This is a genomic window from Amycolatopsis nigrescens CSC17Ta-90 (assembly GCF_000384315.1).
GTDB lineage: Bacteria > Actinomycetota > Actinomycetes > Mycobacteriales > Pseudonocardiaceae > Amycolatopsis > Amycolatopsis nigrescens.
Map to the genome: position 1 here is coordinate 934077 of NZ_ARVW01000001.1, position 24249 is coordinate 958325.

Genomic DNA, 24249 nt, shown 5'->3' on the forward strand with positions numbered 1-24249 from the left:
GGTGCAGTTGTCCGGTATCCCGCAGTCGGACGTGGAGGGTGGAGCCTTGCCGCAGGGACCCGTCTGGCCCGAGTCGCATTCCGAGCAGACCGATGTGCTGCCCGCGATCAGCGACCGGCCGGCACCGCAGCAGGACCCGGCCCCGGGCAGACGCAGATCGCTGCGCCGGGCCGGCATCATCGGCGGCGCGGTGGTCGGCGTGCTCGCCGTCCTCTACGGCGTCGACCTGCTGGTCACCCAGGGTGATGTGCCGCGAGGGGTGACCGTCGCCGGGGTGGACGTCGGCGGGCTGGACCACACCGCCGCCGGGCAGCACCTGCGCGAGCAGATCGAACCGCGGCTCACCCAGCCGGTGCAGGTCAAGGCCGGGGACGTCGAGCAGTCCCTGGACCCGAAGCAGGCCGGGCTCGACCTGGACTGGGCCGCCACCCTGGACCAGGCGGGCAGCCAGCCGCTCAACCCGTTCACCCGGATCGCCTCGTTCTTCTCCAGCCGCGAGGTCGGGGTGGTCACGGCGACCGCGCAGGACAAGCTGTCCACCGCCATCGAAGCACTGCGCGCGAAGGTGGACCGCGACCCGATCGAGGGCACGGTCCGGTTCGAGAACACCAAACCGGTGCCGGTGGAGCCGAAACCGGGCCAGAAGCTGGAGCCGGTGGGTGCGACGCAGGTGGTGCTCAGCGACTGGGCCTCCGGCAAGCCGCTGGACCTGCCGGTGGACCTCACCCCGGTGCGCACCGCGCCGGGCGCGGTGCAGGCGGCGCTGGAGCAGTTCGCCAGGCCCGCGGTCTCCGGGCCGGTGACGGTCAAGGGCGAGGGCAAGGACGCGAAGCTGGAGCCCAAGGCGATCGCGGCCGCGCTCACCTTCGAGCCGGGTGACGGCGGCGTGCTGAACCCGAAGCTCGACCAGGGCAAGATCGTCGAAGCGGTGGGCCCGCAGCTCAAGTCCACCGAAAAAGAGGGCAAGGACGCGGAGATCGTCTTCCACGGCGGCTCGCCCGCGGTGGAGCCGTCCGAGGACGGCAAGAAGGTCAACTGGGAGCCGAGCCTGGCGCCGCTGGCCGAGGTGCTCAAGCGGACCGGCGACCGCCAGCTGGTCGCGCAGTACACCACCAGCCCGGCGAAGGTGACCACCGAGCAGGCCAACCAGCTGGGCATCAAGGAGGTGATCGGCGAGTTCAGCACCGGTGGCTTCGCCGCGGACTCCGGGACCAACATCAAGGTGGTCGCGCAGAAGGTGGACGGCGCGATCGTCAAGCCGGGCGACACCTTCAGCCTCAACGGTTTCACCGGCCCGCGCGGCACCGCGCAGGGCTACGTGGAGGCGGGCGTGATCTCCGACGGCGCGCCGGGCCGCGAGGTCGGCGGCGGCATCTCGCAGTTCGCCACCACGCTGTTCAACGCCTCCTACTTCGCCGGCATGAAGGACGCCGGGCACAAGGAGCACAGCTATTACATCAGCCGCTACCCCGCGGCGCGTGAGGCGACCGTGTTCCAGAGCCACGGCGGCGCCAGCGTGATCGACCTGAAGTTCACCAACGACAGCGAGACCGGGGTGGCCGTGCAGACCATCTGGACCCCGTCCCAGATCACCGTGAAGCTGTGGGGCACCAAGAAGTACAACGTCGAGTCGGTGCCCGGCGCCAGGACGAACTTCACCGAGCCGCAGACCAAGCCGGGCCCGGCGGAGAACTGCCACGCCGGCAACGGCGCGCAGGGTTTCACCGCCACCGACACCAGGGTCCTGCGGGACGCGGCGTCCAACCGGGAGGTCCGCCGGGAGCCGCGCACGGTCCGCTACAACCCCCAGCCCAAGATCGTCTGCGAAGCGCCCTAGCGGGTCTCGTCGGCCAGCCAGCGCAGGTACTCGGCGCTGCCGCCCTCGATCGGGGTGGCGATGATCTCGGGCAGGTCGTAGCCGTGCTTCGCCTTGAGGTGCTCGACCAGCTCTGGCGCCCGGCCGGCGGTGGTCTTGATCTCCACCCGCCACTCCTGGTCGGTCTGCACCTCGCCCTGCCAGCGGTACACGCTGGTGATCGGGCCGACGACCTGCGCACAGGCGCCGAGCCCTGCCTCCACCGCGGACGAGGCCAGTTCGAGCGCACCCCGCTCACTGTCCACTGTGGACGAAACGATCAGCTGGTCCGCGGCCATGGCACCCTCAGGTATTCCGCTTGAGCTCTTCGAGCCGGACGGCGACGCCGTCCAGGCAGCGCTGGATCGCGTACTCGTACAGCGACGGGTAGTAGGCCGCGATCAGCTCCGGGTTCTCCACCCGCGCCCGCACCGACTCCGCCATCAACGCCATACCGGGCATTTCGGCGCAGTCGCGGTAGGCCATCCAGGCGTGCGCGACCCGCAGCCCCTCCGCCGGATCCCGCACCCGGTCGTCCTCCGCGGCCAGGAACTGGCACGCCGTGTTCAGCAGCAGGTGGTACACCAGCGGCGACTCGTCGCCGAAACCGGCCTGCTGGAGCAGCCGCACCCCGCGGTCGATGGTCTTGGCCGCCGACTTCACCGACGGGCCGTAGAGCGAGAGCCGGCGCGCGACCCCGGGATACTGCTTCAGCACGCCGCGCAGTTCCCGGAGCAGCTCGACGAACCAGTCCCGCCACGGCAGGTCGTCCGGCGGCAGCGGGTAGCCGGTGATCACCCGCTCGATCACCGCGGCCACCACCGCGTCCCGGTCGCCGACGTGGTGGTAGATCACCGCCGGGTAGGCGTCCACCGCGGCCGCGAGCTGACGCAGGGTCCAGTTCTCCAGGCCCAGCTCCTCGGTCAGCCCGAGCGCGGCGTCCACCACCCGTTCCGCGGTCACCGCGGGCAGTCCGGCCGCGAACCGCGACCGCGGCCGGTGGTGTCCCGGCTCCGACGAAGACATCGCCACGAGGGGAACAGTACTGGCGCGCCCTCCCCCGCGCTGAGCAACCACCGGACTTCCGTGCGTCCGGCCGAAGCGGCACAACGTCAAGGAACCGTCAACAAGGTTTTCCGCACCGTACGGAAAACGTGTTCAGGGCAGCCGGAAACGCTTGCCATGACGTGCAATCGTCTCGTGCGTATGCCCGTCCCGGGCCGGATCAACGGTGGATTCGGCTTCCCGCTCGGTTTCGCGGTCACCGGACTGACCGCGGTGGCGGCGGTGGCCGCGGGTGGCACCGGGCATCCGGACGCGGCGCTGGCCGCGCTGTGCGGGGCGGCCGCCGTGGTCGCGGTGCTGACCACGCTGCCCGCGGCCTTCGGCACCGCCGCGATGGCCTGGGCGTGTCACTCCGGGTTCGTGCTCGGCCGCGCCGGCGAACTGGTCTGGACGCCGGCGGCCGGGCGGGCCGCGGTGATCCTGCTGGTGACCGCGGCCGCCGCGCACGGTTGCGGTCTCGCGCTGCACCACGCGCGTCAGCGCGTCCGCCGCTCCGGGCCTACGCCCGCCCGCCGGGCCGCGACCGCCGCGGTGATGCGCGGCAGGCCGGCCGGGTGACCTGGGTCGATCCCGGTCAGCTCCCGGATCCGACGCAGTCGGTAGTCCACCGTGTTCGGGTGGACGTGCAGCCGGGCGGCGGTGCGCCGCCGGTTGAGCTCGTCGGCCAGGTAGGTGTGCAGGGTCTCCAGCAGCTCGGGCCGGTCCGCCAGCGGGTCGAGCAGCGCGGCCAGCCGGTCGCGCGCCGCGCCCGGCCTGGTCAGCTGGTACTCGACCAGTACGTCCTCCAGCCGGTAGAGCCCCGGCGCCAGGCCGAACCAGGACACCACCTCCAGCACCTCGGCGGTGCGCTCGGCGGCCTCCGGCAGCTCCGCCGGGCCGGCGACCTGCCCGGCGGCGGTGACCTCGGCCCCGGCCGCCCGCGCCGCCCGCCGCAGCAGCCCAGACCAGTCGGCCCAGTCCTCGCCGCCGGCGGGCAGCAGCAGGACCCCGCCCGCGCCGTCCAGTGACGCCAGCACCGAGCCGCGGCCGAAGTGGTCGAACTCGGCAAGCAGCCGGCGCAGCTTCCGGCGCACCGCGATGGCCGCGTCCACCCCGGGCACGACCTCGTCCGGATGCGCACCGACGGCCAGGCTGAGCACCAGGTACGCGGGCGAAAGCTCGATCCCGGCCGAGCGCGCGCCGGCCTCCGCCTGACCGCCTTCGAGCAGCGCGGAGAGCAGAGCACCCCTGGCGTTGTGCTCCTGGCCGAACTTGATCTGCAGCTCGTCCAGGTAGCCGGTGGTCACCGCGCCGACCACGTCCTGCAGGAAGGCGAGCACCCGGTCGGTGACGGCCCGGACATCGGCCACGTCTTCGGGCCCGGCGTCGGCGGTGATCTCGGCCAGGGTGATCCGGGTGCCGAGCTGGTAGGCGGTCAGCACCGCGGCGAGCGGGAAGCCCTCCTCCGCGCGCCGGGCGGCCGAGGCGGTGATCTGCTCCAGCTCGGCCGCGCTCAACGGCCGGTCCTCCCGCAGGCTCCGGCTGAAGGCCCGCAGGGTGTCCGCGGTGATCGACGAGATGTCGCCGCGCAGTTCCTCCACCGGGAGCTGGCGGTAGGCCGGGATCTCCTCGTGCAGCCTGCTCAGCACCAGCCGGCTCAGCTCCGGCATCCGGCCGGCGAGCAGCGCGTGGAAGGGCACGCCCCGCAGTCCCAGTTCCACCGTCGCCTTGTGACCCGTCACAACCATCTCCAGCCGACTCTGCCTGTGCGCCCAGTCACAGCGCACCCGAACCGTGCTCATGATGTCACTCAGAGCTTTTTCGCACTTTTCGCTCTGCCGCCACTTCGCCGGTCAAGGAGGATCACGTGAGAGGTCGAACCGCGAGCACGGCCCGGTCCGGGCTGCCGCTGCTGCTGTGCGCGGTGCTGGGCCTGGGTTTCACCACCGGCACCAGCACCGCCGCGACCGCCGAGCCGATCGGCTATGTCGCGCTCGGTGACTCCGCGGCAGCCGGCCCGCTGGTGCTGCCGCCGGACCTGAGTTCGCCGGGCTGCCTGCGCTCGCTCGTGGACTATCCACACATCGCGGCCGAAGCGCTCGGAGCCGAGCTCACCGACGTGACCTGTTCGTCCGCCACCACCGACCATTTCGAGCAGTCGCAGCCCACCTTCGCCGGCCCGGTCGCGCCCCAGTTCGACGCACTGCGACCGGACACCGACATCGTCACGATCACCATCGGCGGCAACGACATCGGCCTGGTCGGCGTGGCGCTGGGCTGCGTGAACGCACTGCCGGAACCGGCCGGGACGTCCTGCGCGGACCGGTACACCTCGGGCGGCCGCGACCAGATCGCGGAGCAGATCACCGAGTTCGCCCCGCGCTGGGGCGCGATGCTCGACCAGGTTCGCGAGCGCGCCCCGAAGGCCAAGGTCTACCTGGTCGGCTACGGCACCTACCTGCCGCCCGACGGCTGCTGGCCGGCCGTGCCGCTGTGGGCCCGTGACGCGAACTACCTGCAGGACAGCATCGGCAGGATGAACGACGCGCTGGCCGGGCAGGCCGCCGCGCACGGCGCCGAGTTCGTCGACATCGAGGGGCCGAGCGAGGGACACGACGTCTGCCAGGCGCCCGCCGACAAGTGGTTCGAGGGCCTGGTGCCCACCTCGATCGCGGCCCCGCTGCATCCGAACGCCACCGGTATGGCCGGGATCGGCGCGCACCTGGCCGGGGTCGTCTCGGCGGGCTAACGTCGGCGCTGGTTTCGGCGAGGTGGGCGCACCGGTGGCGCGCCCACCTCACTGACCCCGACGACCAGGGCGTCACGGCCGGGTTCCTTCTCCCCCCGGGAGAGAAGGAGCCGCGCGGGCCGCTTCACCGCTGGGTCGTCAAGTTCACGTAGGCGCACGGCGACCGATAGGACACTACGATTTGTGTATCCAGGGGTCAATAGGGTTCGTTCTTTGTAGCCAGCGCTAAAATGGGCCCCAGTTGGAACCTGGGGGTCCCATGTCCGAACCACTCGCCACCTGCGGGGTTCGCGCCGGCGAACCGGTGCGGCACGCCCTTGACCTGCTCGGCGACCAGTGGACGCTGCTCATCCTGCAGAGCGTGTTCCTGCACATCCGCCGCTACGAAGAGCTGCGGAGGCGCCTCGGCATCTCGCCGACCGCGCTGTCCGGGCGGCTGAACGAGGCCGTGGCCGCCGGAATCCTCACCCGGGTGGCGTACCGCGACCACAACCGGACCAGGCTCGAATACCGGCTGACCGAACAGGGCCTGCCGCTGTGGTCGCTGCTGGTGTCGATCTGGGCCTGGGAGCGGGAATGGGTGGCCGGCCGCCGCGAGCAGCTGCCCGCGCTGACGCACCTGGACTGCGGGGTCGAGACGGCCGCCCCGCTGGGCTGCGGCGGCTGCCTGCGCACCGTGCGGCTGCGCGATGTGGACGCGGCGCAGGGCAAGCCGGCCACCATCCCGATGCCGAGCACGAGCAGGCGGTTCCGCCGCCGGGACGCGGACCGGCTGGCCGGTGACCCGCTGCTGTTCTTCCCGGCCACCATGGAGCTGCTCGGTGACCGCTGGTCCATCGCGCTGATGGTCAGCTCCTTCTTCGGCGCCGAACATTTCTCCGAGTACCAGCGCGAGCTCGGCATCGGCCCGAGCGTGCTGTCCGACCGGCTGGCGCGGCTGCGCCGAGTCGGCGTGCTGCGCACCGGGACCGCGGGCACCAGGACCGACGCGCACGCCTACCGGCTCACCGAGATGGGCCGGGCGTTCTTCCCAGCGCTGGCGTTCATCGTGGAGTTCGCGCGTACCCGCTGCCCGTCCGGCGAGGCCGGGGTGTTCCTGCGGCACCGCGACTGCGGCCACCGGCTGGCCCCGGTCCTGCTGTGCGATCACTGCGGGAAGCCGCTCGAACGGAACGCGGTCCGGTTCGAGGGCGGCCCGGACTGGTCCGTCCGGGTGCCCGCCGTCACCTCGCCGCCGGCGAAATGAACTCGCCTTCGATCGGTGCTCCTGACAGGCTGGAGCCTGAACGTCGCTGCACCCGTCACCACCTGGAGGTCCGTATGTCCGAACAAACCCCGTCGCAGCAGGACGGTGCTCCGGAGGACGCTCAGGAGGACGGCGTCAAGCGCAAGTTCCGCGAGGCACTCGAACGCAAGCAGGCGCAGACCAAGGCGCGCCAGTCGCACGAGGACCGCGGGTCGAAGGTCGGCAACACCGCGCACGGCCCGGCCGCCGGGAAGCGCGAGTTCCGCCGCAAGAGCGGCTGACCCCCTGAACGGCAAATAGCCGACTTTTTGCCCCCTGGCGTGCGGGCGAAAAGTCGGCTATTTGCCGGTGGGCTACGGGGTGCGGATGGAGCTCAGGCGGCTGATTTCGGCCATGCGCCGCTCGGCGAGCCGGTCGGCGGCGGTCACCGGGGGCACACCCTCGGCCTTCGCCAGCGCGAACACCGACTTGGTGGTGTCGAACAGCGCGGTGGTCTTGCGCTTGGCGCGGGCGAAGTCGAACCCGTGCAGCTCGTCGCTGACCTGGATCACGCCGCCGGCGTTGACCAGGTAGTCCGGCGCGAACAGGATGCCGCGGTCGTCCAGCTGCTTCTCCACCCCGGGATGGGCGAGCTGGTTGTTGGCGGCGCCGCAGACGATCTTGGCCCGCAGCACGGCGACGGTCTCGTCGTCGAGCACCCCGCCTAGCGCGCAGGGCGCGAAGACGTCCAGCTCCGAGCGGACCAGCGCACCGGCGTTCGCGGCCACCTCGACCCCGGGGTACTTCGCTTTGGTGCGCTCGATCGCGGCCGGTGCGACGTCGCTGATGACCACTTCGGCGCCGGCCTCGACCAGGTGCCCGACCAGGATGTGCCCGACCTTGCCGACCCCGGACACGCCGACCCGGCGCCCGGCCAGCTCGGGGTTGCCCCAGACGTGCTCGGCGGAGGCGCGCATGCCCTGGAAGACACCGAACGCGGTGAGCACCGAGGAGTCGCCGGCCCCGCCGTCCTCGGGCGAACGCCCGGTGACGAACCGGCTTTCGCGGGCGACCACGTCCATGTCGGCCACGTAGGTGCCGACGTCGCAGGCGGTCACGTAACGCCCGCCCAACGACTGCACGAACCGCCCGTAGGCGCGCAGCAGCGCTTCGGACTTGACGGTGGCGGGGTCGCCGATGATCACCGCTTTGCCGCCGCCGAGGTCGAGCCCGGCCAGCGCGTTCTTGTAGGCCATGCCCTTGGACAGGGCGAGCACGTCGTCCAGTGCGGCGCTTTCGGAGGCGTACGGGTAGAACCGGGTGCCGCCCAGCGCGGGGCCCAGCGCGGTGGAGAAGATGCCGATGATCGCTTTCAGGCCGGTCGCTGCGTCCTGGCAGTAGACGACCTGCTCATGGCCGGTTTCCCGGCCGAATACCCCTTCGGTCACGGTGGTGACTCCTTTGTCTCCACCGGCTCGCGGGCTTGTGGCGCGCGAGACGGTGTTTCGGTTGTCGGTTGGCGCGGCGGAGCGCGGAAGGTCCTTCCCCACAGCGCCGCACTGGAGAACCTAGAGCCCGCCGCGCGCGGACGCCATGGGGGCACGGATGTTCGGCCACCGGACGTTCACCTGTTGGACGGCGTGCCGGACATGCACCGCTTCTAGGCTCATCCCGATTGGTTCGAACAAGTTACCAAGGAGGCGGCGTGCGAAGAGGAATCGTCCTGCTGACCGTGCTCACCACGGTCCTCGGCCTGAGCACGGGCGTGCCAGCGACGGCGGCACCGGCGAAGACCCCGAAGGCGCTGGTGATCGGTCTCGACGGGGCCAGGTTCGACAAGCTGCTGGCGGCGGACACCCCGAACGTGCACAAGCTGGTCGAGCGCGGTTACGCCGCGCGCAGCGCGCTCTACGGCAGCGGGATGGCGCCCACGGTCAGCGGCCCCGGCTGGTCCACCATCCTGACCGGGGTGTGGCCGGACAAGCACAAGGTGAAGGACAACTCGTTCGCCGGCAACGCGCTGGCCGACCACCCGAGCTGGCTGGCCAGGGCCGAGCAGGCCGCGCCCGCGCTGGACACCTATGCCGCGGTGGACTGGCAGCCGATCGGCGACCGGATCCTGCGCACCGGCCAGGACCGGAAGTTCGTGCTCGACGGGGACAGCGCCGGCTACCAGAAGACCGACGAGCAGGTGGCCGTGGACGCCGAAAAGCACCTCGCCGCAGACAAGGCCGACGCCTCGTTCGTCTACTTCGGACAGACCGATGAGGCTGGCCACGAGCACGGCGCGGATTCACCCGAGTACGACGCCTCGCTGCGCACCGACGACGCGCTGATCGGCAGGCTGCTCGCCGCCGTCGAGAAGCGGCCGTCGTACCAGGACGAGGACTGGCTCGTGCTGCTGAGCACCGACCACGGGCACACCCCGGCCGGCGGCCACGGCGGCGACAGCCCCGAGGAGCGGATGACGTTCGTGATCGCGGCGGGGGGTGCGGTACCGCCCGGAAAGCCTTCGGTGGCACCGAAAATCGTGGACATCGCGCCGACCGTGCTGCGGCACCTCGGCATCGGCGTCGCGGAAAGCTGGGGCTACGACGGCTACCCGCTGGGCGCGGCACCGGCCGACGTCTTCGACGGCGCGGCCCTGAAACCGCGTCAGGACGAGACCGGGGTGCCGGCGGACCTGCCCGGCTGGACGCACGACGGCCCCGGCGGCTGGTCCGTGCACAACGCCGCGGCCATGCCGGCCGGTACCGCCGAGTGGCAGGGCTGGGCGTTCACCACCGACGAGTTCTGGACCAGGACCGCGCCGGGCCAGCAGCGGGAGGCGAACGTGCGGGCCCGCGGCGTGTTCGCGGTGGCCGACCCGGACGAGTGGGACGACAAGGGCTCACCGTCGGCCCGCGGCGAGTTCGACTCGACCCTGCGCTCCCCCGCGATCGGGGTGGACGGCAAGAGCGAGGCCGAGATCGGCTTCGTGTCGCACTACCGCCAGGACGGCACCCAGCGCGGCTCGCTCACGGTGTCCTTCGACGGCGGCCCGGAACAGCCCGTGCTCGCCTACGGGCCGGATGCCGGTGACGCCAACCGCGGCGGCGACATCCTGGCCACCCCGGTCTCCGCGAAGGTGCGGATTCCCGCCGGTGCGCGCGAAATGCGCGTTTCCTGGCGGCTATACGCGGCCGGCAACAACTGGTACTGGGCGGTCGACGCCCCGCGCGTCAGCACCCGCTGAAGGGTGACCGGGCTCGTGGCCGGGCCGTGCCCGCCGTGGCGCGGACCGGTCACGACCCCGGCCAGTGCCGGACTCCGGTGAGCACGATGCCCAGCCCGTCCGCGAACCGCTGCTCCCCGTCACCGCCGAAAACACCCTCGGCAATCGCCGCCATCAGCGCCGGGTCCATGTGCTCGCTCAGGCCGTCCAGCACCTCGTCGTAACGGGGGTCGCGCTTGCCCGGCTCGGGGTAGACGGCCTGTTCTTCGATGGTGAAGCCGACGACGAAGCTGTAGACGGTGAACATCGCGCGGCCCGCCCGGCGTGGCTCGAACCCGGAGGCGATGAGCCGCGCGAGCGCATTCCGGTTGGGCAGCTCGGGGTCGTTGAAGAAGGTGCCGGAGAAGACCTTCGCACCGTCCCGGTAGCCGAGCATCATCCGCCGCAGCGCGTGCGCCCTGGCGGCGAGGAACTCCGGCCAGTCCGCGTCGTCGGCGATGCTCGTCAGCTGGGGGGCTGCGTCCCGGTACATCTGGGTGGCCATCTCGTCGAGCAGTTCCTGCTTGTTCTTCATGTGCCAGTACAGCGCCGGAGCCTTGACCCCGAGTTCGTCCGCGATCAGCCGCAGCGTGAGGCCGTTCAGCCCGACCTCGTTGAGCAGCCGCAGGCCGGCGCGGGCGATGTCCCGCCTGTTCAAGGCCATGCCGGTGTCCTCCTTTTCGTCCGGGTTGACAGCTTAACGCTATTAAGGACATCCTGGGCAGCGGGTCATTTAACAACGTTAAGGAGGGCTCGTGCAGGGGATCGAGACCGATGTGATCGTGGTGGGCGGGGGTCCCACCGGACTGATGCTGGCCTGCGAACTGGCGCTGGCCGGCGCGGGCGTGATCGTGCTGGACCGGCTGCCGGAGCGCACCGACCAGTCCAAGGCGCTCAACCTGCAGCCGCGTACCGCCGAGGTACTGGAGCAGCGCGGCCTGCTGGCGATGGCGCAGGACCGGTCGCTGGGCAACGTGGGCGACGGGCATTTCGCCGGGCTGCCGGTGGTCTACGACGGCTGGCGGACCCGTCATCCGTACCAGGTGGGCATTCCGCAGGCCAGGGTGGAGGAGGTGCTGGAGGAACGGCTGGCCAGCTACGGAATCGAGGTGCGCCGCGGGCACGAGCTGACCGGGTTCACGCAGGACGAGGACGGAGTCGTCGCCACGGTGCAAGGGCCGGATGGCGAACTGCGGCTGCGCGCCGGTTACCTGGCCGGCTGCGACGGCGGCCGCAGCGCAGTGCGCAAGGCGCTCGGCGTCGGGTTCCCCGGTATCGACGCGACCGAGTACGGCGTGGTCGCCGACGTGGTGCTGGCCGAGGTTCCGGCCGCCGTGCCGAAGCGGTGGACGTCCATGCGCGACATGCTCCGGCCGCGCGGCGACCGGCAGCTCACCGCCGGGCTGCTCCCGCTGGGCGAGCCCGGGCTGTACCGGCTGGCGTACCGCGGCGAAAACAGCAAGCCGGAGGACCCGCGGGCGCCGGTGCCGCAGGCCGAGTTGGAAGCGGCGCTGCTGGTGGCCTACGACGAGGAGGTCACGGTTTCCGAGGTCCGCTGGGCGTCCCGGTTCGGCAACGGCTCCCGGCAGGCCGAGCGGTATCGGGTGGGCAGGGTGTTGCTGGCCGGCGACGCCGCGCACGTGCACGCGCCCGCCGGCGGGCAGGGCCTGAACCTGGGTGTGCAGGACGCGATGAACCTGGGCTGGAAGCTGGCCGCCGAGATCGCCGGCTGGGCGCCGCCGGGGCTGCTGGACAGCTACCACGACGAGCGGCATCCGGTGGGTGCCAGGGTGCTGGAGAACACCAGGGCGCAGGGCGTGCTGATGGACGACGGGCCAGGACCGTTCGCGCTGCGCAAGGTGTTCGCCAAGCTGATGGAACAGCCGGAGGTGACCAGGTATCTGTCCGGCATGGTGTCCGGTTTGGACATTCGCTACCCGCTCGACGGCGCGGACCACGAACTGCTCGGCGCCCGGATGCCGGACGTCGACCTGCGCGTGGCCGGGCAGGACCGCCAGGCCAGCTCGTTGCTGCACCACGGGCACGGCGTGCTGCTCACCACGATGGCGCGGTACGGCGAGGCCGCGCGACCGTGGGCCGGGCGGGTGGACGTGGTGCCGGTGCCGGAGCTCCCCGGCTTCGACGCCGCCGCGGTGCTGGTCCGCCCGGACGGCTACGTCTGCTGGACCGCCGCCACCGGCGACTCCCCCACCGAGCCGGTCAAACGACTCGAAGCGGCCCTGACCGGCTGGTTCGGCGTCTGACCCGTCGTGAGTGGAAAGTGTTGCCCGGACAACACTTTCCACTCACGACAGTTACCGCGGTGGTAACCCTCTTTCGGTGCGCACAATAGTGAATCGGCTTGGCATACAAGGGCCTTTACTAGCTCATCGGGCGAAATTTGTTGGGCTGTCGGGGCCTTAGTATCTCGTCGCATGAGCGGCAACAGCCCGATAGCGAGAGCGCTGGGCAGGGCACTGCGTACAGCGCGCGAAGCAGCCGGACAGAGCCTTCGCGACGTGAGCGTGAAGATAGGCACGAGCATTCCCACGATCTCCCGCTGGGAGACCGGCGATCGGTTTCCCCGGCCGGAAGACGTGTCAGCGATGCTCACCGCCGTCGGCGCCGACCCACGCCGCCGCGAGCAGTTGGTAGAACTGGCTCGCTACGCCAACCCCAAACAATGGCTGTCTTTACGCCTGGCCGACCGGGAACTCATGATGATGGCGTTCCTAGAGTACGAGCGATGCGCGCGGCGGATCGTCTACGCGGCGCCACTTCTGGTCCCTGGGCTACTGCAGACCAGCGGCTATACCAGGGCCATCATGACCACAGGCGGGCTCTCCCCGGCCGAAGCGGAAAGCCGGGTTCGAGTTCGAGCAGGCAGACGCGAGGTGCTGACCAAGCCCACCCCGGTGGAACTGCTGGCCCTAATCGGCGAAGCAGCCCTGCGCCACGAAATCGGCGGGCCGCCTGTGCTGCTGCACCAGCTGAAATATCTGGCTGCCTGCAGGGAACGGGCGAACATAGATCTGCGGGTGCTGCCAGACTCGGCCGGATGGACGCCCCTGCTGACCGGCCCCTTCATGCTGTTGGAGGACCACGAAGGCCAGTCCGTGGTCCAGCTTGAGTATCTGGTCTCCGGCGCTCTGTTCCACCTGCCCGAGGATGTTGACGCGTACCGGGAGGCCGTGCCTAAGCTGGTCGAAGCGGCATTGAGCCCGGCGGATAGCGCCCAGTTCATCGCCCGGCGCACCGCAGAGCTGGAGGCCAAGACATGAACCCGCCCGCACCCTGGCGCAAGTCCAGCCACAGCAGCAAAGAAGTGGAGTGCGTCGAGGTGGCTCTGGACAAGGACTGCGTCCGGGTGCGGGACAGCAAGAACCCCGGGATCGGCACCCTGAATCTGCCGCACAACACCTGGTCGGCCTTCCTTTCCCAGGTCAGCGGTCGTGAGTGAAAAGTGTTGCTCGGGCAACAGTTTTCACTCACGAGGTGGCAGGATTGTCTGATGGTGTATGTGGAGCGTGGTGGGGAAGGCGAGCCGGTGCTGCTGTTGCTGCACGGGCTGGGGGCGACCGGCGAGGTGTGGCGCGGGCTCGTCGAGGGGCTGCGGGAGCGCTGGCCGGGTGAGTGGCTGGTGCCGGATTTGCCGGGGCACGGCCGGTCGCCGGACGCGCCTCGATACTCCTTCGGCTCGATGGCCGCTTCGGTCGCCGAAGTGGTCCCCGCGGGCAGGCCGGTGGTGGTGCTCGGGCACTCGCTCGGCGGGGTGGTGGCGCTGACCCTGGCCGCCGGCTGGTTCGGGGTGCGGGTGACCGCGGCCTGCGGGCTGGGCATCAAGGTCCGGTGGAGCGACGAGGAACTGGCCAAGTCCGCCGAACTGGCCGCGAAGCCGGCGCGCACCTTCGACACCCGCGAAGCCGCCGCGGACCGCTGGCTCAAGGTCGCCGGGCTGCACGGCCTTTGGGCCCCGGACGCGCCCGAAGTGGCCGCCGGGCTCAGGCAGACCCCGGACGGCTGGCGGACCGCCCTCGATCCGGGTGCGTTCGCGGTCGGCGCGCCCGACCTTCCCGGGCTGCTGGCCGCCGCGAAAGCTGCGAACTCCACCGTGCTGCTCGCCGCGGGTGAACACGACCCGATGTGCCCCGCCGAGCACCTTCGCGCCCTTCTGCCGGAGCCGGTGCTTCTCCCGTCGCTCGGCCACAACGCGCACGTCGAAAACCCGGCCGCCCTGCTCCCTTTACTGGATCGCCTGCGCCTCGCGAACTGATATTCCCCTTTTGTTCACCTGGCCATGGTTGACGCCGAAGCGTCTGGCAACAAAAGGCCAAAAGTTGTTACGTCCCTGAGGAAACCGCCCACGATAGGACCGGTCGCTCAGTAGCCTGATGGCAGCCGACCCGGTCGGTGCTGTCGTGATTTTCTGCAAGGCGGAGGCCTGTTTTGGGTAACTTTCCCTGGGAGATCGTTATCGCGGTGGTCGGCGCCGTGGTCCCGCTGCTCGCCTTCGTGTACGAATTCGCCGTGGTGGGCCGCAAGCGCCTCGGGTACCGCGTGCAGATGGACACCACGGCCGCCGGCGTGGTCAACCAGGAGTACGCGGGCGCCCTGCGGCAGTTGCAGGAACAGAACGGCAGGTCGGCGGACGACGAACCCACGCAGGAACTGTTCGACCCCTCGTTCGTCCTGCTGCGCATCGAGAACAACGGCGCGACCAACATCGACACCAGCGACTACGCCGTGCTCCCCGAGGACAAGGTCGGCATCCAGGTCAAGTTCCCCGGCCGCCGGGTCGCCGGCATGGTGGTGACCGAACTCAGCGACGAACACCTCGGCCGCTCCTTCGAAGAGGGTTCGGGCCTTGGCGTGCGCAACGCCGAGGATTCGGACCCGCCGGTCGGCATGGTGCTGCTGCCCAAGGCGCCGATGAACCGCGGCCAGCACTACAAGGTGCTGACCGTCCTCCAGCGCGATCCCCACCTGCCCGGCGACCGGACGGAGTTCGAGGAGCCGCAGGTGGTCGGTGGCATCAAGGGCGGTGCCGGCCGGGGCGGGATACAGGAGACCAAGAGCCACACCGGGATCTCCCGGCGGACCATCGCACTGGTCGGCTTCCTGGTGGTGGTCGTGCTCACCCAGCTCACCGTCAGCCTCACCAGCAACCGCACCGCTCCGCTGGACTGCGCCGGCGGCCAGCTCGCCCTCACCGGGTCCACCGCGTTCGCGCCCGTGCTGAAGGACGCCGCCGCGTCTTACCAGAAAACCTGCCCCGACGCCCACTTCACCCTCGACGCACAGGGCAGCGGCACCGGGCTGGAAAGGCTGAACCAGGAGGGACGGAAGCTGGAGTCGGGCAGCCCGAACATCCTGGCCTTCTCCGACGGGGCCAAGCCCGACGGGTACCCGCAGCTGCTTCCCCGCCCCATCGCCTTCTCGCTGTTCACCCTCCTCGTCAACAAGGACACCGGCGTCGGGGACCTCACCCTGGACCAGATCAAGCAGCTCTACGACGGGCAGATCACCAACTGGGCCCAGCTGCGGGGCAACGACCTGCCGGTCAGGCTGGTCAGCCGCCCGCCCGACTCGGGCACCCGAAAGACCTTCCAGCAGCAGCTCCTGGACGGCAAGCGGGAACCGGGCAGCAACTCCGACGACTGCCGGACGGTGGATCCCGGCGCCGAGCCGGGGGTCGTGCGCTGCGAACGGGTGTCCACCAACGACGTGCTGGACACGGTCGCCCGCACTCCCGGCGCGATCGGCTACAGCGAGGTCGGGGCCGCGACCGGTCGCGAAGACCTGGTGCTGGTGCGCATCGGCGGCCACCAGGCCGATCTGGAGGGCGCCGACGCCGGGGCCTACCCGTTCTGGGAGACCGAGTTCGCCTACACCTACGGCGAGACCAAGGCGGATTCGCTGGCCGCCAGCTTCCTGCGCTACCTCACCAACGAGGTCGGCAAGGACATCGTGCGCTCCTACGGCAACCGGTCCTGCTCGGAGCTGGAGAACCCGGTGCTGTGCCGTCCTATGTGACCGCAACCTCGGCGAGCGCGGCGATGGCGGCTTCGAGCTGGGCGTCGGACAGGTAGGGAGCCGGGCCGAACCGCAGGTACGGGCCGCGGCTGTCGGTGGCGACACCGCGCTCGGCGAGCGCGCGCTGCAAACCGCCCGCGTCCCGGCAGCGGAGAGCGAGGAAGCCGCCGAACGCGGACCGCGGGGCGGACCGGTCGCGGGTCACCAGCTCGTCGGGCAGGTCGAGGTCGTCGAACAGCCGGGCGAGCAACTCGTTCTGCCGCAAGGAGATCTCGCGCAGCACGGCCGGGGTGAGGCCCTGCTCGGTGAAGAAGCGCTGCACCCTGGCCGCCCGGTAGTGACTGGTCGGGTCGTAGGTCGCGCCGGCGAAGCGGTCCGCCCCGGCGGCGTAGCGCACCCGGTCCGCGCGGCCGTCCTCGGCCAGCGTGCCGAACTCGGCGTACCAGCCGGTGACCACCGGCCGCAGCTCCAGCGCGTGCGGCGGCAGCCGCAGGAAGCAGTTGCCCTCGCCCCACTGCAGGTACTTGTAGCCGCCGCCGAGCACCCAGGCCGAGTCCAGCCCCAGTGCGGGCACCGGCAGCTCGGTCACGCCGATCGCGTGGTAGGCGTCCACCACCAGCTCCACTCGCCGCCGTGCGCAGGCCAGCGCCAGCTCGTCCAGGCCAGGCACGATCCTGGCCGTCTCGAACAGCACCCTGGACACCAGCACCGCGGCGGTCCGGTCGTCCGCCTCGGCGGCCAGTCGCGCGGCCAGGGTGTCCACCGGCTCGGCCGGTACCCGCACCAGCTCGATGCCCGCCTCGGCGAGCCGGCGGAGCTGGCGGCGCAGGGTGTGGAACTCGCCGTCCGTGGTGACCAGCCGCGGCCTGGCCGCCAGGTCCAAAGCGGACAGCAGGCGGATGACCAGCTCGTGCGTGCTGGTGCCGAAGGCGATCTCCGCCGCCGGATCCGCGAGCAGCAGCCGCACCCCGGCCCGCAGCTCGTCCGCCTTGGCGAAAGCGGCCGTCCATTTCTCGTCCACCTGTGACGCGGCGTCCGCGAAAGCCTCCAGCAGGCCCTCTTCCGCGACATCGGGCCAGGCCTGGTGCGAATGCCCGGTCAGCAGCAGCCGCTCGGCCACCCGGAACCGGCGGTAGTGCGCCGCCAGCCCGTTCACAGCGCGCTCCGCACGGCCCACAGATCACCGAAGACCGGCGCGAACAAGGTCGTGCGCAGGTAGGCCGCGCCGGACGAGCCGCCGGTGCCGGTCTTGTCGCCGATCGTGCGCTGCACCATTTTCACGTGCCGGTACCGCCATTCCTGCATGCCCTCGTCCAGGTCCACCAGGTGCTCGGCGATCACCGCTTCCCCGCCGTCGTCCTGGTAGACCCGCAGCAGGATCTCTTGCAGCTCGGGCGAAGCCTCGGCGGGCTGCCGGACGTCCCGCCCGGTGTGCACCGGATAGCCGCGGACCGACAGGTACCGCACGAAGGAGTCGAACAGCGAAGGCTCTGCCATCGCCGCGACGATCCGCTCGCGGTCCTCCCCCGCCGGGTAGTGCTCGAAGGCCCCGGCGTCCCGGCGGCCGAGCATCGCCTCCAGCACCCGGAACTGCGCCGACTGGAACCCGCTCGAAGCGTCCAGCCTGGCCCGGAAGCCGGCGAACTGGCTCGGCGTCATCGTCTCCAGCACGTCGATCTGCGCGACCACCACCTTGAGCACGGTCAGCACCCGCCGCAGCGTGCGGATCGCGTGCGCGGTGTCGCCGGCCTCCAGCCGCTGCCGGAGATGGCCCAGCTCGTGCAGGATCTGCTTGAACCACAGCTCGTACACCTGGTGGATGACGATGAACAGCATCTCGTCGTGCTCTTCCGAACGCGGCCGCTGCGCGCCGAGCACCTCGTCCAGTGCCAGGTAGGAGGTGTAGGTCAACGCCGCATTGCTGGGATCTTCGGTGCTCATGGCTCCTCCGCGGGAAAGAGTGCGTCGTCGGTGCTCATTTGCCGGTCACCTCGTCGAAGTGGCGCTGGGCCGGTTCGGCCAGCGCGGTGTAGAGATCGTGGAAGAGCGCGACCGCCTCGACCCGGCGCGGCGGCGCGGGCACCAGCTCCTCCGGCAGTTCCGGGTCCTGCGCGGGAAACTGCCGGAACCGGTGGATGAGCCTGGTGCGCACCGAGAACGCCTCCGGCTCGCGCAGGGTGCGGCGCCGCCTCGGGTAGCCGCGGAACTCGGCGGCGAACTCCGCGTAGTCCGCCGCCAGCGCGTCGAGGTCCCATGCCCTGCTCGCGAACACCCGCACGTCCAGCGAGGCGGCCGGCCTGCCCAGCATCAGCCCGGCGTGCTCGGTCACCTCCAACTCGCGCAGCAGGGCCACCACTTCCTGCTCACGATCGTGCGGGGCCAGCCAGGTGCCGTCCTGCACCGAGCCGAAACCGAGGAACCGCAACCGCCGCACCAGCTTTTCCCTTGCCTTGCGCCGGGTCTCCGGGATGCTGTGCCAGAGCACCGTCCACTGCCCGGCCGGGCGCCTGCCCTGGCCGAGGGTGAAGATCCGCCGGTCGCCGTCCTCCAGCACCGCGATCGCGCGCGGGGTGAGCCGGTAGTACACCAGCCGCCCCTTCTTGCTGGGCTCCAGCAGGTCCCGGCGGACCAGCCTGGCCAGTGCGATCCTGGCCGCGCCGGCGGAGAATCCCTGACCGGCGAGCAGTTCGACCAGCCCGCCGGACCACACCAGCGCGCTTTCCCTCGGCCGGACGTAGGCACCGAGCAAGGTGAGCACCAGTTCCTGCGGGGCGGGCTCGAACCGGTTGGTCATGCCGTCAACTCTATACACTCCAGCCAGCTCAGGTGTAGCTTAACTTGGGTGAAGGTCGGAATCGGTTTGCCCAACACCACTCCGGGGGCGAGTGGCGCGGTGCTCGTCGACTGGGCCAAGCGCGCGGAGCAGGGCCCGTTCAGCACCCTCGGGGTGCTCGACCGGCTGGTCTACGACAGTGTGGACCCGTTCGCCGCGCTGTCCGCCGCGGCCGCGGTGACCACCCGGATCCGGCTCGCCACCATGATCGCGATCGGGCCGCTGCGGGGCGCCGCGATGCTGGCGAAGCAGGCCGAATCCGTGCAGACCCTCTCCAGCGGCAGGCTCACCCTCGGCCTCGCCGTCGGCGCCCGGCAGGACGACTACACCGAAGCTGGGATCTCCTACGGCGCACGCGGCAGGCTGCTGTCCGAGCAGTTGGCCCGGCTGCGCACCGAGGACCACGACGTGGAGCTGCTGGTGGGCGGCGGCAGCGGACCGGCCTTCGCGCGGATGGCCAGGTATGCCGACGGATACGCGCACGGCGGCGGCCCGCCGAGGGCGTTCGCGTCGGCGGCGGCGAAGGCGAACGCGGCCTGGCGGGACTTCGGCCGCCCAGGCCGCCCGCGGTTGTGGGGCCAGGGCTACTTCGCGCTCGGCGACCCCGACCGGGGCACCGACTACCTGCGCGACTACTACGCGTTCACCGGGCCGTTCGCGGAGAACATCGCCGCGGCCAACCTGACCACGGCCAGGGCGATCAAGGACTTCGTGCGCGGCTACCGGGCCGAGGGCTGCGACGAGCTGATCCTGCTGCCCACCGTCGCCGATCCGGACGAGGTCGAACGGCTGGCCGAGGTGCTGGGATGAAAGTGAGCATTCTCGGGGCCGGGCCATCCGGGCTCTATTTGGGGATACTGCTGAAAAAGGCGGATCCCGGGCACGAGGTCACGATCATCGAGCGCAACGCACCGGACGCCACCTTCGGCTGGGGCGTGGTGTTCTCCGAGGAGACCCTCGGCGCGCTGCGGGACGCCGACTACCCGACCTACCTGGAGATCACCGACACCTTCGCCCGCTGGGACGCCATCGACATCTCCTACCGCGGCCACCTGATCCGCACGCGCGGGCACGCGTTCTCCGCGATCGCCCGCAAGCAGCTGCTGAACATCCTGCAGCGCCGCTGCACGGAACTCGGCGTGACGCTGCGTTTCGGCGAAGAGGTGACCGATGGAGACGAGCTGGCCGGCGACCTGCTGGTGGCCGCGGACGGGGCGAACAGCGCCGTCCGGCGCGGCCGGGCCCCGCTGTTCGGCACCACGGTGGAGCCCTTGGGCTGCAAGTACATCTGGTTCGGCACCGACCTGGTCTTCGACGCGTTCCGGTTCATCTTCAAGCAGACCCCGCACGGCATGGTGCAGGTGCACGGCTATCCCTACGACGAGAACCGCAGCACCTTCATCGTCGAGTGCCCGGAGCCGGTCTGGCGCTCGGCCGGGCTGGACTCGATGAGCGAGGAGGAGAGCATCGAGTTCTGCTCCGGACTGTTCGCCGAGGAGCTCGGCGGGCACCGGCTGCTGTCCAACAAGTCGGCCTGGCTCAGCTTTCCCTTGGTGCGCAACCGAAGTTGGCACGACGGCAGGGTGGTGCTGCTCGGCGACGCCGCGCACACCGCGCACTTCAGCATCGGTTCGGGCACCAAGCTGGCGATGGAGGACTCGATCGCGCTGGCCAACGCGTTCGTCCGGCACGGGCACCGCACCGCGGCCGAGCGCGAGGCAGCGCTGGTGGACTACGAGCTGACCCGCCAGCCCGTACTTGAGCGGTTCCAGCAGGCGGCCGCGGACAGTGCGGACTACTTCACCCGAGTCCGGCGGCACGCCGGGCTGGCGCCGGCGCAGTTCGCCTTCAACCTGCTCACCCGCAGCGGCCGGATCAGCCATGCCGGGCTCGCCGTGCGCGACCCGGACTTCGTGCGGGTGGCCGACGCGCGGTTCGCTGGCACGAGCGGCCGGTTCGGCCCGCCGCCGATGCTCTCGCCGTTCCGGCTCGGCGGCCTCGAACTGCCGAACCGGGTGGTGCGGGACGGCGGTACCGACACCAGCGGCGCCGGGTTGCTGCTCGGCGAGCTGATCGCGGTCAGCGCCGCGGGCCGTGGCACTCCGAATACTCCGACCGCACCCGATCAGTCCTTAGTGGACACTGCAAGGGCGGCGGGGGCGCTGGCCGGGGCCCGACTCGGGCACGCCGGGCGGCGAGGAGCGACCAGGCCACCGGCCCACGGCGTGGACATCCCGCTGCCGCCGGGGCTGGACTGGCCGCTGCTGGCCGCGTCCGCACTGGCCTACGGGCCGTTCGGGCAGGTGCCGAAGGAAATGGACGACGAGGACTTCGCGCGGGTGCTCGGCGAGTTCGTCGCCGCCACGCGGGCCGTCGCCGAAGCCGGCTACGACCTGCTGGAGCTGGACTGCGCGCACGGCAGGCTGCTCGCCGGTTTCCTTTCCCCGCTGGCGAACCGGCGCACCGACCACTACGGCGGCTCGCCGTCGAACCGGCTCCGCTTCCCGCTCGACGTGCTGCGTGCGGTACGGGAGGAATGGCCGGCGCGGCGCCCGCTGGCCGTCCGGCTCACCGTCACCGACTGGGCGGCCGGCGGGCTCGAACTCGACGAGGGCATCGCAGCGGCCCGCGCGATGGCCGAGGCCGGTGCCGCGCTGATCCACGTCACCGCCGGGCAGAACGTGGCGCACGGCAGGCCGGAGTACCGGCGCGGCTTCCTCACCGCGATCAGCGACCGGGTGCGCAGCGAGGCCGCCGTGCCCACCCTGGTCGGCGGCTACCTGACCAGCACCGACGCGGTGAACACGGTGCTCGCCGCCGGCCGCGGCGACCTGTGCGTACTGGACCTGCCGGACAGCGAACTGGAGCAGCTGTGAGCCACTACTTCGCGGAGCTGACCTCGCCCGCGGTCGCCGCGCTGGGCGCGGACGGCCGGACCCCGGTGCTGCTGCTGCCGGTCGGCGCGGTGGAACCGCACGGCCCGCACGCGCCGCTGGGCACCGACCCGCTGATCTCGGCCGGGATGTGCCGTCGCGCCGCGGAAGCGCTGGAAGGCGACCCGGCGGTGCGCGTGCTCATCCTGCCGCCGGTGCCCTACGGCGTGACCAGGTACGCGGCCGCCTTCCCCGGCGGGGTGCACATCGGCGAAGAGACCCTGCACGCGTTGCTCACCGAGCTGTGCGCGGCGCTGCTCGGCCAGGGCCTCGACCGGATCGTGCTGGTGAACAACCACTTCGAGCCCGAGCACCTGGCGACCCTGCGCCGGGTGGTGCGGACCGTGGCGGATTCCCACGGCGTCCGGATCGGGCACCTGGACCTGGTGCGGCGGCGGCACGCCGAGCGGCTGACCGAAGAGTTCCGCCGCGGCGAGTGTCACGCCGGCCGGTACGAGACCTCGCTGGTGCTCGCGGACGCGCCGGAGCAGGTGGACACCGAGCTGATGGCGGAGCTGCCCAGGGTGCCGGTGGACCTGCCCGCCGCGATGGCCGCCGGGAAGACCGACTTCGCCGCACTGGGCATGACCCGCGCCTACTGCGGAGATCCGGCCGAAGCGACGGTTGAAGAAGGGGAAGCCAGTTTCGAGAAGTTGACGGAGATGTTGATAGAGACGATTCGGGACGTGGCGTCGTGAGTGCTTTCGGTTGCCCCGGCAACACTTTTCACTCACGACCGCTGACCTGCGGGTTTACCGCACAGGAGGCGATATGAACCTGACCTCGTTCTTCCTGGACCGCAACCTGGCCGAAGGGCGCGCCGACCGCACCGCGCTGATCTGCGAAGACCGTTCGTACAGCTACGCGGAACTGGCGGAGCTGACCAACCGGACCGGCAACGTGCTGCACGAGCTCGGGGTGCGGGCCGGTGACCTGGTGCTGCTGGCGCTCAGCGACGGGGCCGAGTTCGTCGCCACCTGGTACGCCGCGCAGAAGCTCGGCGCGGTCACCGCCGAGGTGTACACCTTCCTGCAGCCCAAGGACTACGCCTACTACCTGTCCTACACCGGCGCGAAGCTGGTGGTCGCCGACCAGGTCACGCTGGCTCCGCTGCGCGCCGCGGGCGGACGGGACCTACTGGTCGCCGGCGTCCCGGCGGAGGAGGTGCTGCCCCATGAGCGTCCATTCCGGACACTCGTGGACCTGGCGTCCGCCGAACTGGCCCCGGCGCCGGTGCGGGAGGAGGACGTGGCGATCTGGAAGTTCACCACCGGCAGCACCGGCTCGCCGAAGGCCTGCGTGCACCCGGCGCGCAGCCCGCTGGCCAGTTTCCGGCACTACGCGGTCGAAGTGCTCGGCCTGCGCCAGGACGACCGGGTGCTCGCGGTGCCGAAGCTCTTCTTCGGCTACGCCAGGGACCTGGCCGCGATGTTCCCCTTCGGCGTCGGCGGCTCCGGCATCGCCTTCCCCCAGCGCAGCACCGCCGAATTGATCTTCGAGCTGATCGAGCGGCACCGGCCGACCGTGCTGGTGAACGTGCCCACCATGATGAGCGCGATGCTCGCGCACCCGGCCGCCGCGACCGCGGACCTGAGCTCGCTGCGGTTGTGCACCTCGGCCGGCGAGGCACTGCCGGAGGAGCTGCATCGCAAGTGGGACAAGGCTTTCGGGGTGGAGGTGATCGACGGGATCGGCTCGTCCGAGGCGTACCACATCTACCTTTCCAACCGTCCCGGCCGGCCGCGTCACGGCACCCTCGGCCAGGTCGTGCCCGGCTACTCCGCGCGGGTGCTCGGCGAGGCGGGCGAACCGCTGGAGGACGGCGAGATCGGCACCCTGGAGGTCACCGGGCCGACCATCGCGCTGGAGTACCGGGGCGACGAGGAGAAGTCCGCGCGCACCTTCCAGGGCGACACCCTGCGCAGCGGCGACCTGTTCAGCCGGGACGCCGAGGGCTACTTCTCCCACCGCGGCCGGGCGGACGACCTGCTCAAGGTCGGCGGCATCTTCGTCTCCCCCGCCGAGATCGAGCACTGCCTGATCGGCCATCCGGAGGTGCTCGAGTGCGCGGTGCTCGGCTACGAGTCCGATGGCCTGACCAGGGCCCGCGCCTTCGTGGTGACCGTGCCGGACGCGGAGGTCACCGCGGACGCGCTGCGGGAGTACGCGAAGGAGCGGCTCGCCGGGCACAAATGCCCGCGTGACTTCCGTTTCGTGCCGTCCCTGCCCCGCACCGCCAACGGCAAACTCGACCGCCGCGCGCTGCGGGAGCGGTCATGACCCCCGAACCGGCAAATAGCCGACTATTTGCCCTTTGGCCGGAC

23 protein-coding genes are annotated in these 24249 nt (G+C 71.0%); 15 read left to right on the top strand and 8 right to left on the bottom strand.

The window, feature by feature from the left end; translation table 11 throughout:
- Positions 1–46 precede the first annotated feature (46 nt).
- Positions 47–1837, top strand: a complete 1791-nt coding sequence (locus AMYNI_RS0104315) for a VanW family protein (RefSeq protein WP_026360044.1) — start codon at positions 47–49, stop codon at positions 1835–1837.
- Here AMYNI_RS0104315 and cutA read toward each other — a convergent pair.
- A complete protein-coding gene (cutA, locus tag AMYNI_RS0104320; RefSeq protein WP_020666749.1) occupies positions 1834–2154 on the bottom strand; it encodes a divalent-cation tolerance protein CutA in 321 nt (106 codons plus the stop codon). The two genes, AMYNI_RS0104315 and cutA, sit on opposite strands and share 4 nt — an antisense overlap.
- A 7-nt stretch (positions 2155–2161) precedes the next feature.
- Entirely contained in the window at positions 2162–2881 is a 720-nt protein-coding gene (locus tag AMYNI_RS0104325) for a TetR/AcrR family transcriptional regulator (RefSeq protein WP_020666750.1), read from the bottom strand.
- Positions 2882–3055: 174 nt separating this feature from the next.
- Between AMYNI_RS0104325 and AMYNI_RS47010 the strand changes: the two genes are divergently transcribed.
- Entirely contained in the window at positions 3056–3478 is a 423-nt protein-coding gene (locus tag AMYNI_RS47010; protein WP_157357248.1) for a hypothetical protein, read from the top strand.
- Here AMYNI_RS47010 and AMYNI_RS0104335 read toward each other — a convergent pair.
- Positions 3397–4641, bottom strand: a complete 1245-nt coding sequence (locus tag AMYNI_RS0104335) for a PucR family transcriptional regulator (RefSeq protein WP_020666752.1) — start codon at positions 4639–4641, stop codon at positions 3397–3399. The genes AMYNI_RS47010 and AMYNI_RS0104335 overlap by 82 nt on opposite strands.
- Before the next feature lie 125 nt (positions 4642–4766).
- Here AMYNI_RS0104335 and AMYNI_RS0104340 point away from each other — a divergent pair, with 125 nt between their 5' ends.
- The 3 genes from AMYNI_RS0104340 (at position 4767) to AMYNI_RS0104350 (ending at position 7175) form a co-directional block, all read left to right on the top strand.
- Entirely contained in the window at positions 4767–5648 is an 882-nt protein-coding gene (locus AMYNI_RS0104340) for an SGNH/GDSL hydrolase family protein (RefSeq protein WP_020666753.1), read from the top strand.
- Positions 5649–5907: 259 nt separating this feature from the next.
- On the top strand, positions 5908–6894 hold the full coding sequence (locus tag AMYNI_RS0104345) for a winged helix-turn-helix transcriptional regulator (protein ID WP_020666754.1): 987 nt from the start codon (positions 5908–5910) through the stop codon (positions 6892–6894).
- A 74-nt stretch (positions 6895–6968) separates the two neighbouring features.
- On the top strand, positions 6969–7175 hold the full coding sequence (locus tag AMYNI_RS0104350; protein ID WP_020666755.1) for a DUF5302 domain-containing protein: 207 nt from the start codon (positions 6969–6971) through the stop codon (positions 7173–7175).
- Between the two features lie 72 nt (positions 7176–7247).
- Here the strand turns inward: AMYNI_RS0104350 and AMYNI_RS0104355 are convergent, their stop codons facing one another.
- Positions 7248–8321 carry a Glu/Leu/Phe/Val family dehydrogenase gene (locus tag AMYNI_RS0104355; RefSeq protein ID WP_020666756.1) on the bottom strand — a complete coding sequence of 358 codons (1074 nt, stop codon included), beginning with the start codon at positions 8319–8321 and terminating at the stop codon, positions 7248–7250.
- A 257-nt stretch (positions 8322–8578) separates the two neighbouring features.
- Between AMYNI_RS0104355 and AMYNI_RS0104360 the strand changes: the two genes are divergently transcribed.
- Entirely contained in the window at positions 8579–10108 is a 1530-nt protein-coding gene (locus AMYNI_RS0104360) for an alkaline phosphatase family protein (RefSeq protein WP_020666757.1), read from the top strand.
- 49 nt (positions 10109–10157) lie between these two features.
- Here AMYNI_RS0104360 and AMYNI_RS0104365 read toward each other — a convergent pair whose 3' ends face one another.
- Entirely contained in the window at positions 10158–10790 is a 633-nt protein-coding gene (locus AMYNI_RS0104365; RefSeq protein ID WP_020666758.1) for a TetR/AcrR family transcriptional regulator C-terminal domain-containing protein, read from the bottom strand.
- Between the two features lie 91 nt (positions 10791–10881).
- On the opposite strand from AMYNI_RS0104365, the gene AMYNI_RS0104370 reads away from it, so the two are divergent.
- The 5 genes from AMYNI_RS0104370 (at position 10882) to AMYNI_RS0104390 (ending at position 16159) form a co-directional block, all read left to right on the top strand.
- Positions 10882–12390, top strand: coding sequence for an FAD-dependent monooxygenase (locus AMYNI_RS0104370; RefSeq protein ID WP_020666759.1), 1509 nt, complete (start codon positions 10882–10884; stop codon positions 12388–12390).
- A gap of 171 nt (positions 12391–12561) precedes the next feature.
- Positions 12562–13407, top strand: coding sequence for a helix-turn-helix domain-containing protein (locus AMYNI_RS0104375; RefSeq protein ID WP_026360045.1), 846 nt, complete (start codon positions 12562–12564; stop codon positions 13405–13407).
- The gene (locus AMYNI_RS0104380; protein ID WP_020666761.1) at positions 13404–13586 is read left to right on the top strand and encodes a DUF397 domain-containing protein; all 183 of its coding nucleotides are present in this window, start codon (positions 13404–13406) and stop codon (positions 13584–13586) included. Before AMYNI_RS0104375 ends, AMYNI_RS0104380 begins: the two co-directional genes overlap by 4 nt.
- Positions 13587–13637: 51 nt before the next feature.
- Complete coding sequence (locus AMYNI_RS0104385; RefSeq protein WP_020666762.1) at positions 13638–14399, top strand: alpha/beta fold hydrolase; 762 nt, start codon at positions 13638–13640, stop codon at positions 14397–14399.
- Positions 14400–14572: 173 nt separating this feature from the next.
- Positions 14573–16159, top strand: a complete 1587-nt coding sequence (locus AMYNI_RS0104390; protein ID WP_020666763.1) for a PstS family phosphate ABC transporter substrate-binding protein — start codon at positions 14573–14575, stop codon at positions 16157–16159.
- Here the strand turns inward: AMYNI_RS0104390 and AMYNI_RS0104395 are convergent.
- Genes AMYNI_RS0104395 through AMYNI_RS0104405 form a run of 3 tightly spaced genes read right to left on the bottom strand, consistent with a single transcriptional unit; the run spans position 16152 to position 18953 of the window.
- On the bottom strand, positions 16152–17315 hold the full coding sequence (locus AMYNI_RS0104395) for a kynureninase/PvdN C-terminal domain-containing protein (protein ID WP_020666764.1): 1164 nt from the start codon (positions 17313–17315) through the stop codon (positions 16152–16154). The two genes, AMYNI_RS0104390 and AMYNI_RS0104395, sit on opposite strands and share 8 nt — an antisense overlap.
- Entirely contained in the window at positions 17312–18100 is a 789-nt protein-coding gene (locus tag AMYNI_RS0104400) for a tryptophan 2,3-dioxygenase (protein ID WP_020666765.1), read from the bottom strand. The genes AMYNI_RS0104395 and AMYNI_RS0104400 overlap by 4 nt, the downstream gene beginning before the upstream one ends.
- Positions 18101–18134: 34 nt before the next feature.
- The gene (locus AMYNI_RS0104405; RefSeq protein ID WP_020666766.1) at positions 18135–18953 is read right to left on the bottom strand and encodes a PaaX family transcriptional regulator; all 819 of its coding nucleotides are present in this window, start codon (positions 18951–18953) and stop codon (positions 18135–18137) included.
- Between the two features lie 48 nt (positions 18954–19001).
- Here AMYNI_RS0104405 and AMYNI_RS0104410 point away from each other — a divergent pair, with 48 nt between their 5' ends.
- The 4 genes from AMYNI_RS0104410 (at position 19002) to AMYNI_RS0104425 (ending at position 24205) form a co-directional block, all read left to right on the top strand.
- Positions 19002–19802 (top strand): LLM class flavin-dependent oxidoreductase, encoded by an 801-nt coding sequence (locus AMYNI_RS0104410; protein WP_020666767.1) that lies wholly within the window; start codon positions 19002–19004, stop codon positions 19800–19802.
- Positions 19799–21868 carry an oxidoreductase gene (locus AMYNI_RS43580; RefSeq protein WP_020666768.1) on the top strand — a complete coding sequence of 690 codons (2070 nt, stop codon included), beginning with the start codon at positions 19799–19801 and terminating at the stop codon, positions 21866–21868. Before AMYNI_RS0104410 ends, AMYNI_RS43580 begins: the two co-directional genes overlap by 4 nt.
- Positions 21865–22623: a creatininase family protein gene (locus AMYNI_RS0104420; RefSeq protein WP_020666769.1), complete on the top strand. Its 759-nt coding sequence runs from the start codon at positions 21865–21867 to the stop codon at positions 22621–22623. Before AMYNI_RS43580 ends, AMYNI_RS0104420 begins: the two co-directional genes overlap by 4 nt.
- 73 nt (positions 22624–22696) lie before the next feature.
- On the top strand, positions 22697–24205 hold the full coding sequence (locus AMYNI_RS0104425; RefSeq protein ID WP_020666770.1) for a benzoate-CoA ligase family protein: 1509 nt from the start codon (positions 22697–22699) through the stop codon (positions 24203–24205).
- Positions 24206–24249 lie beyond the last annotated feature (44 nt).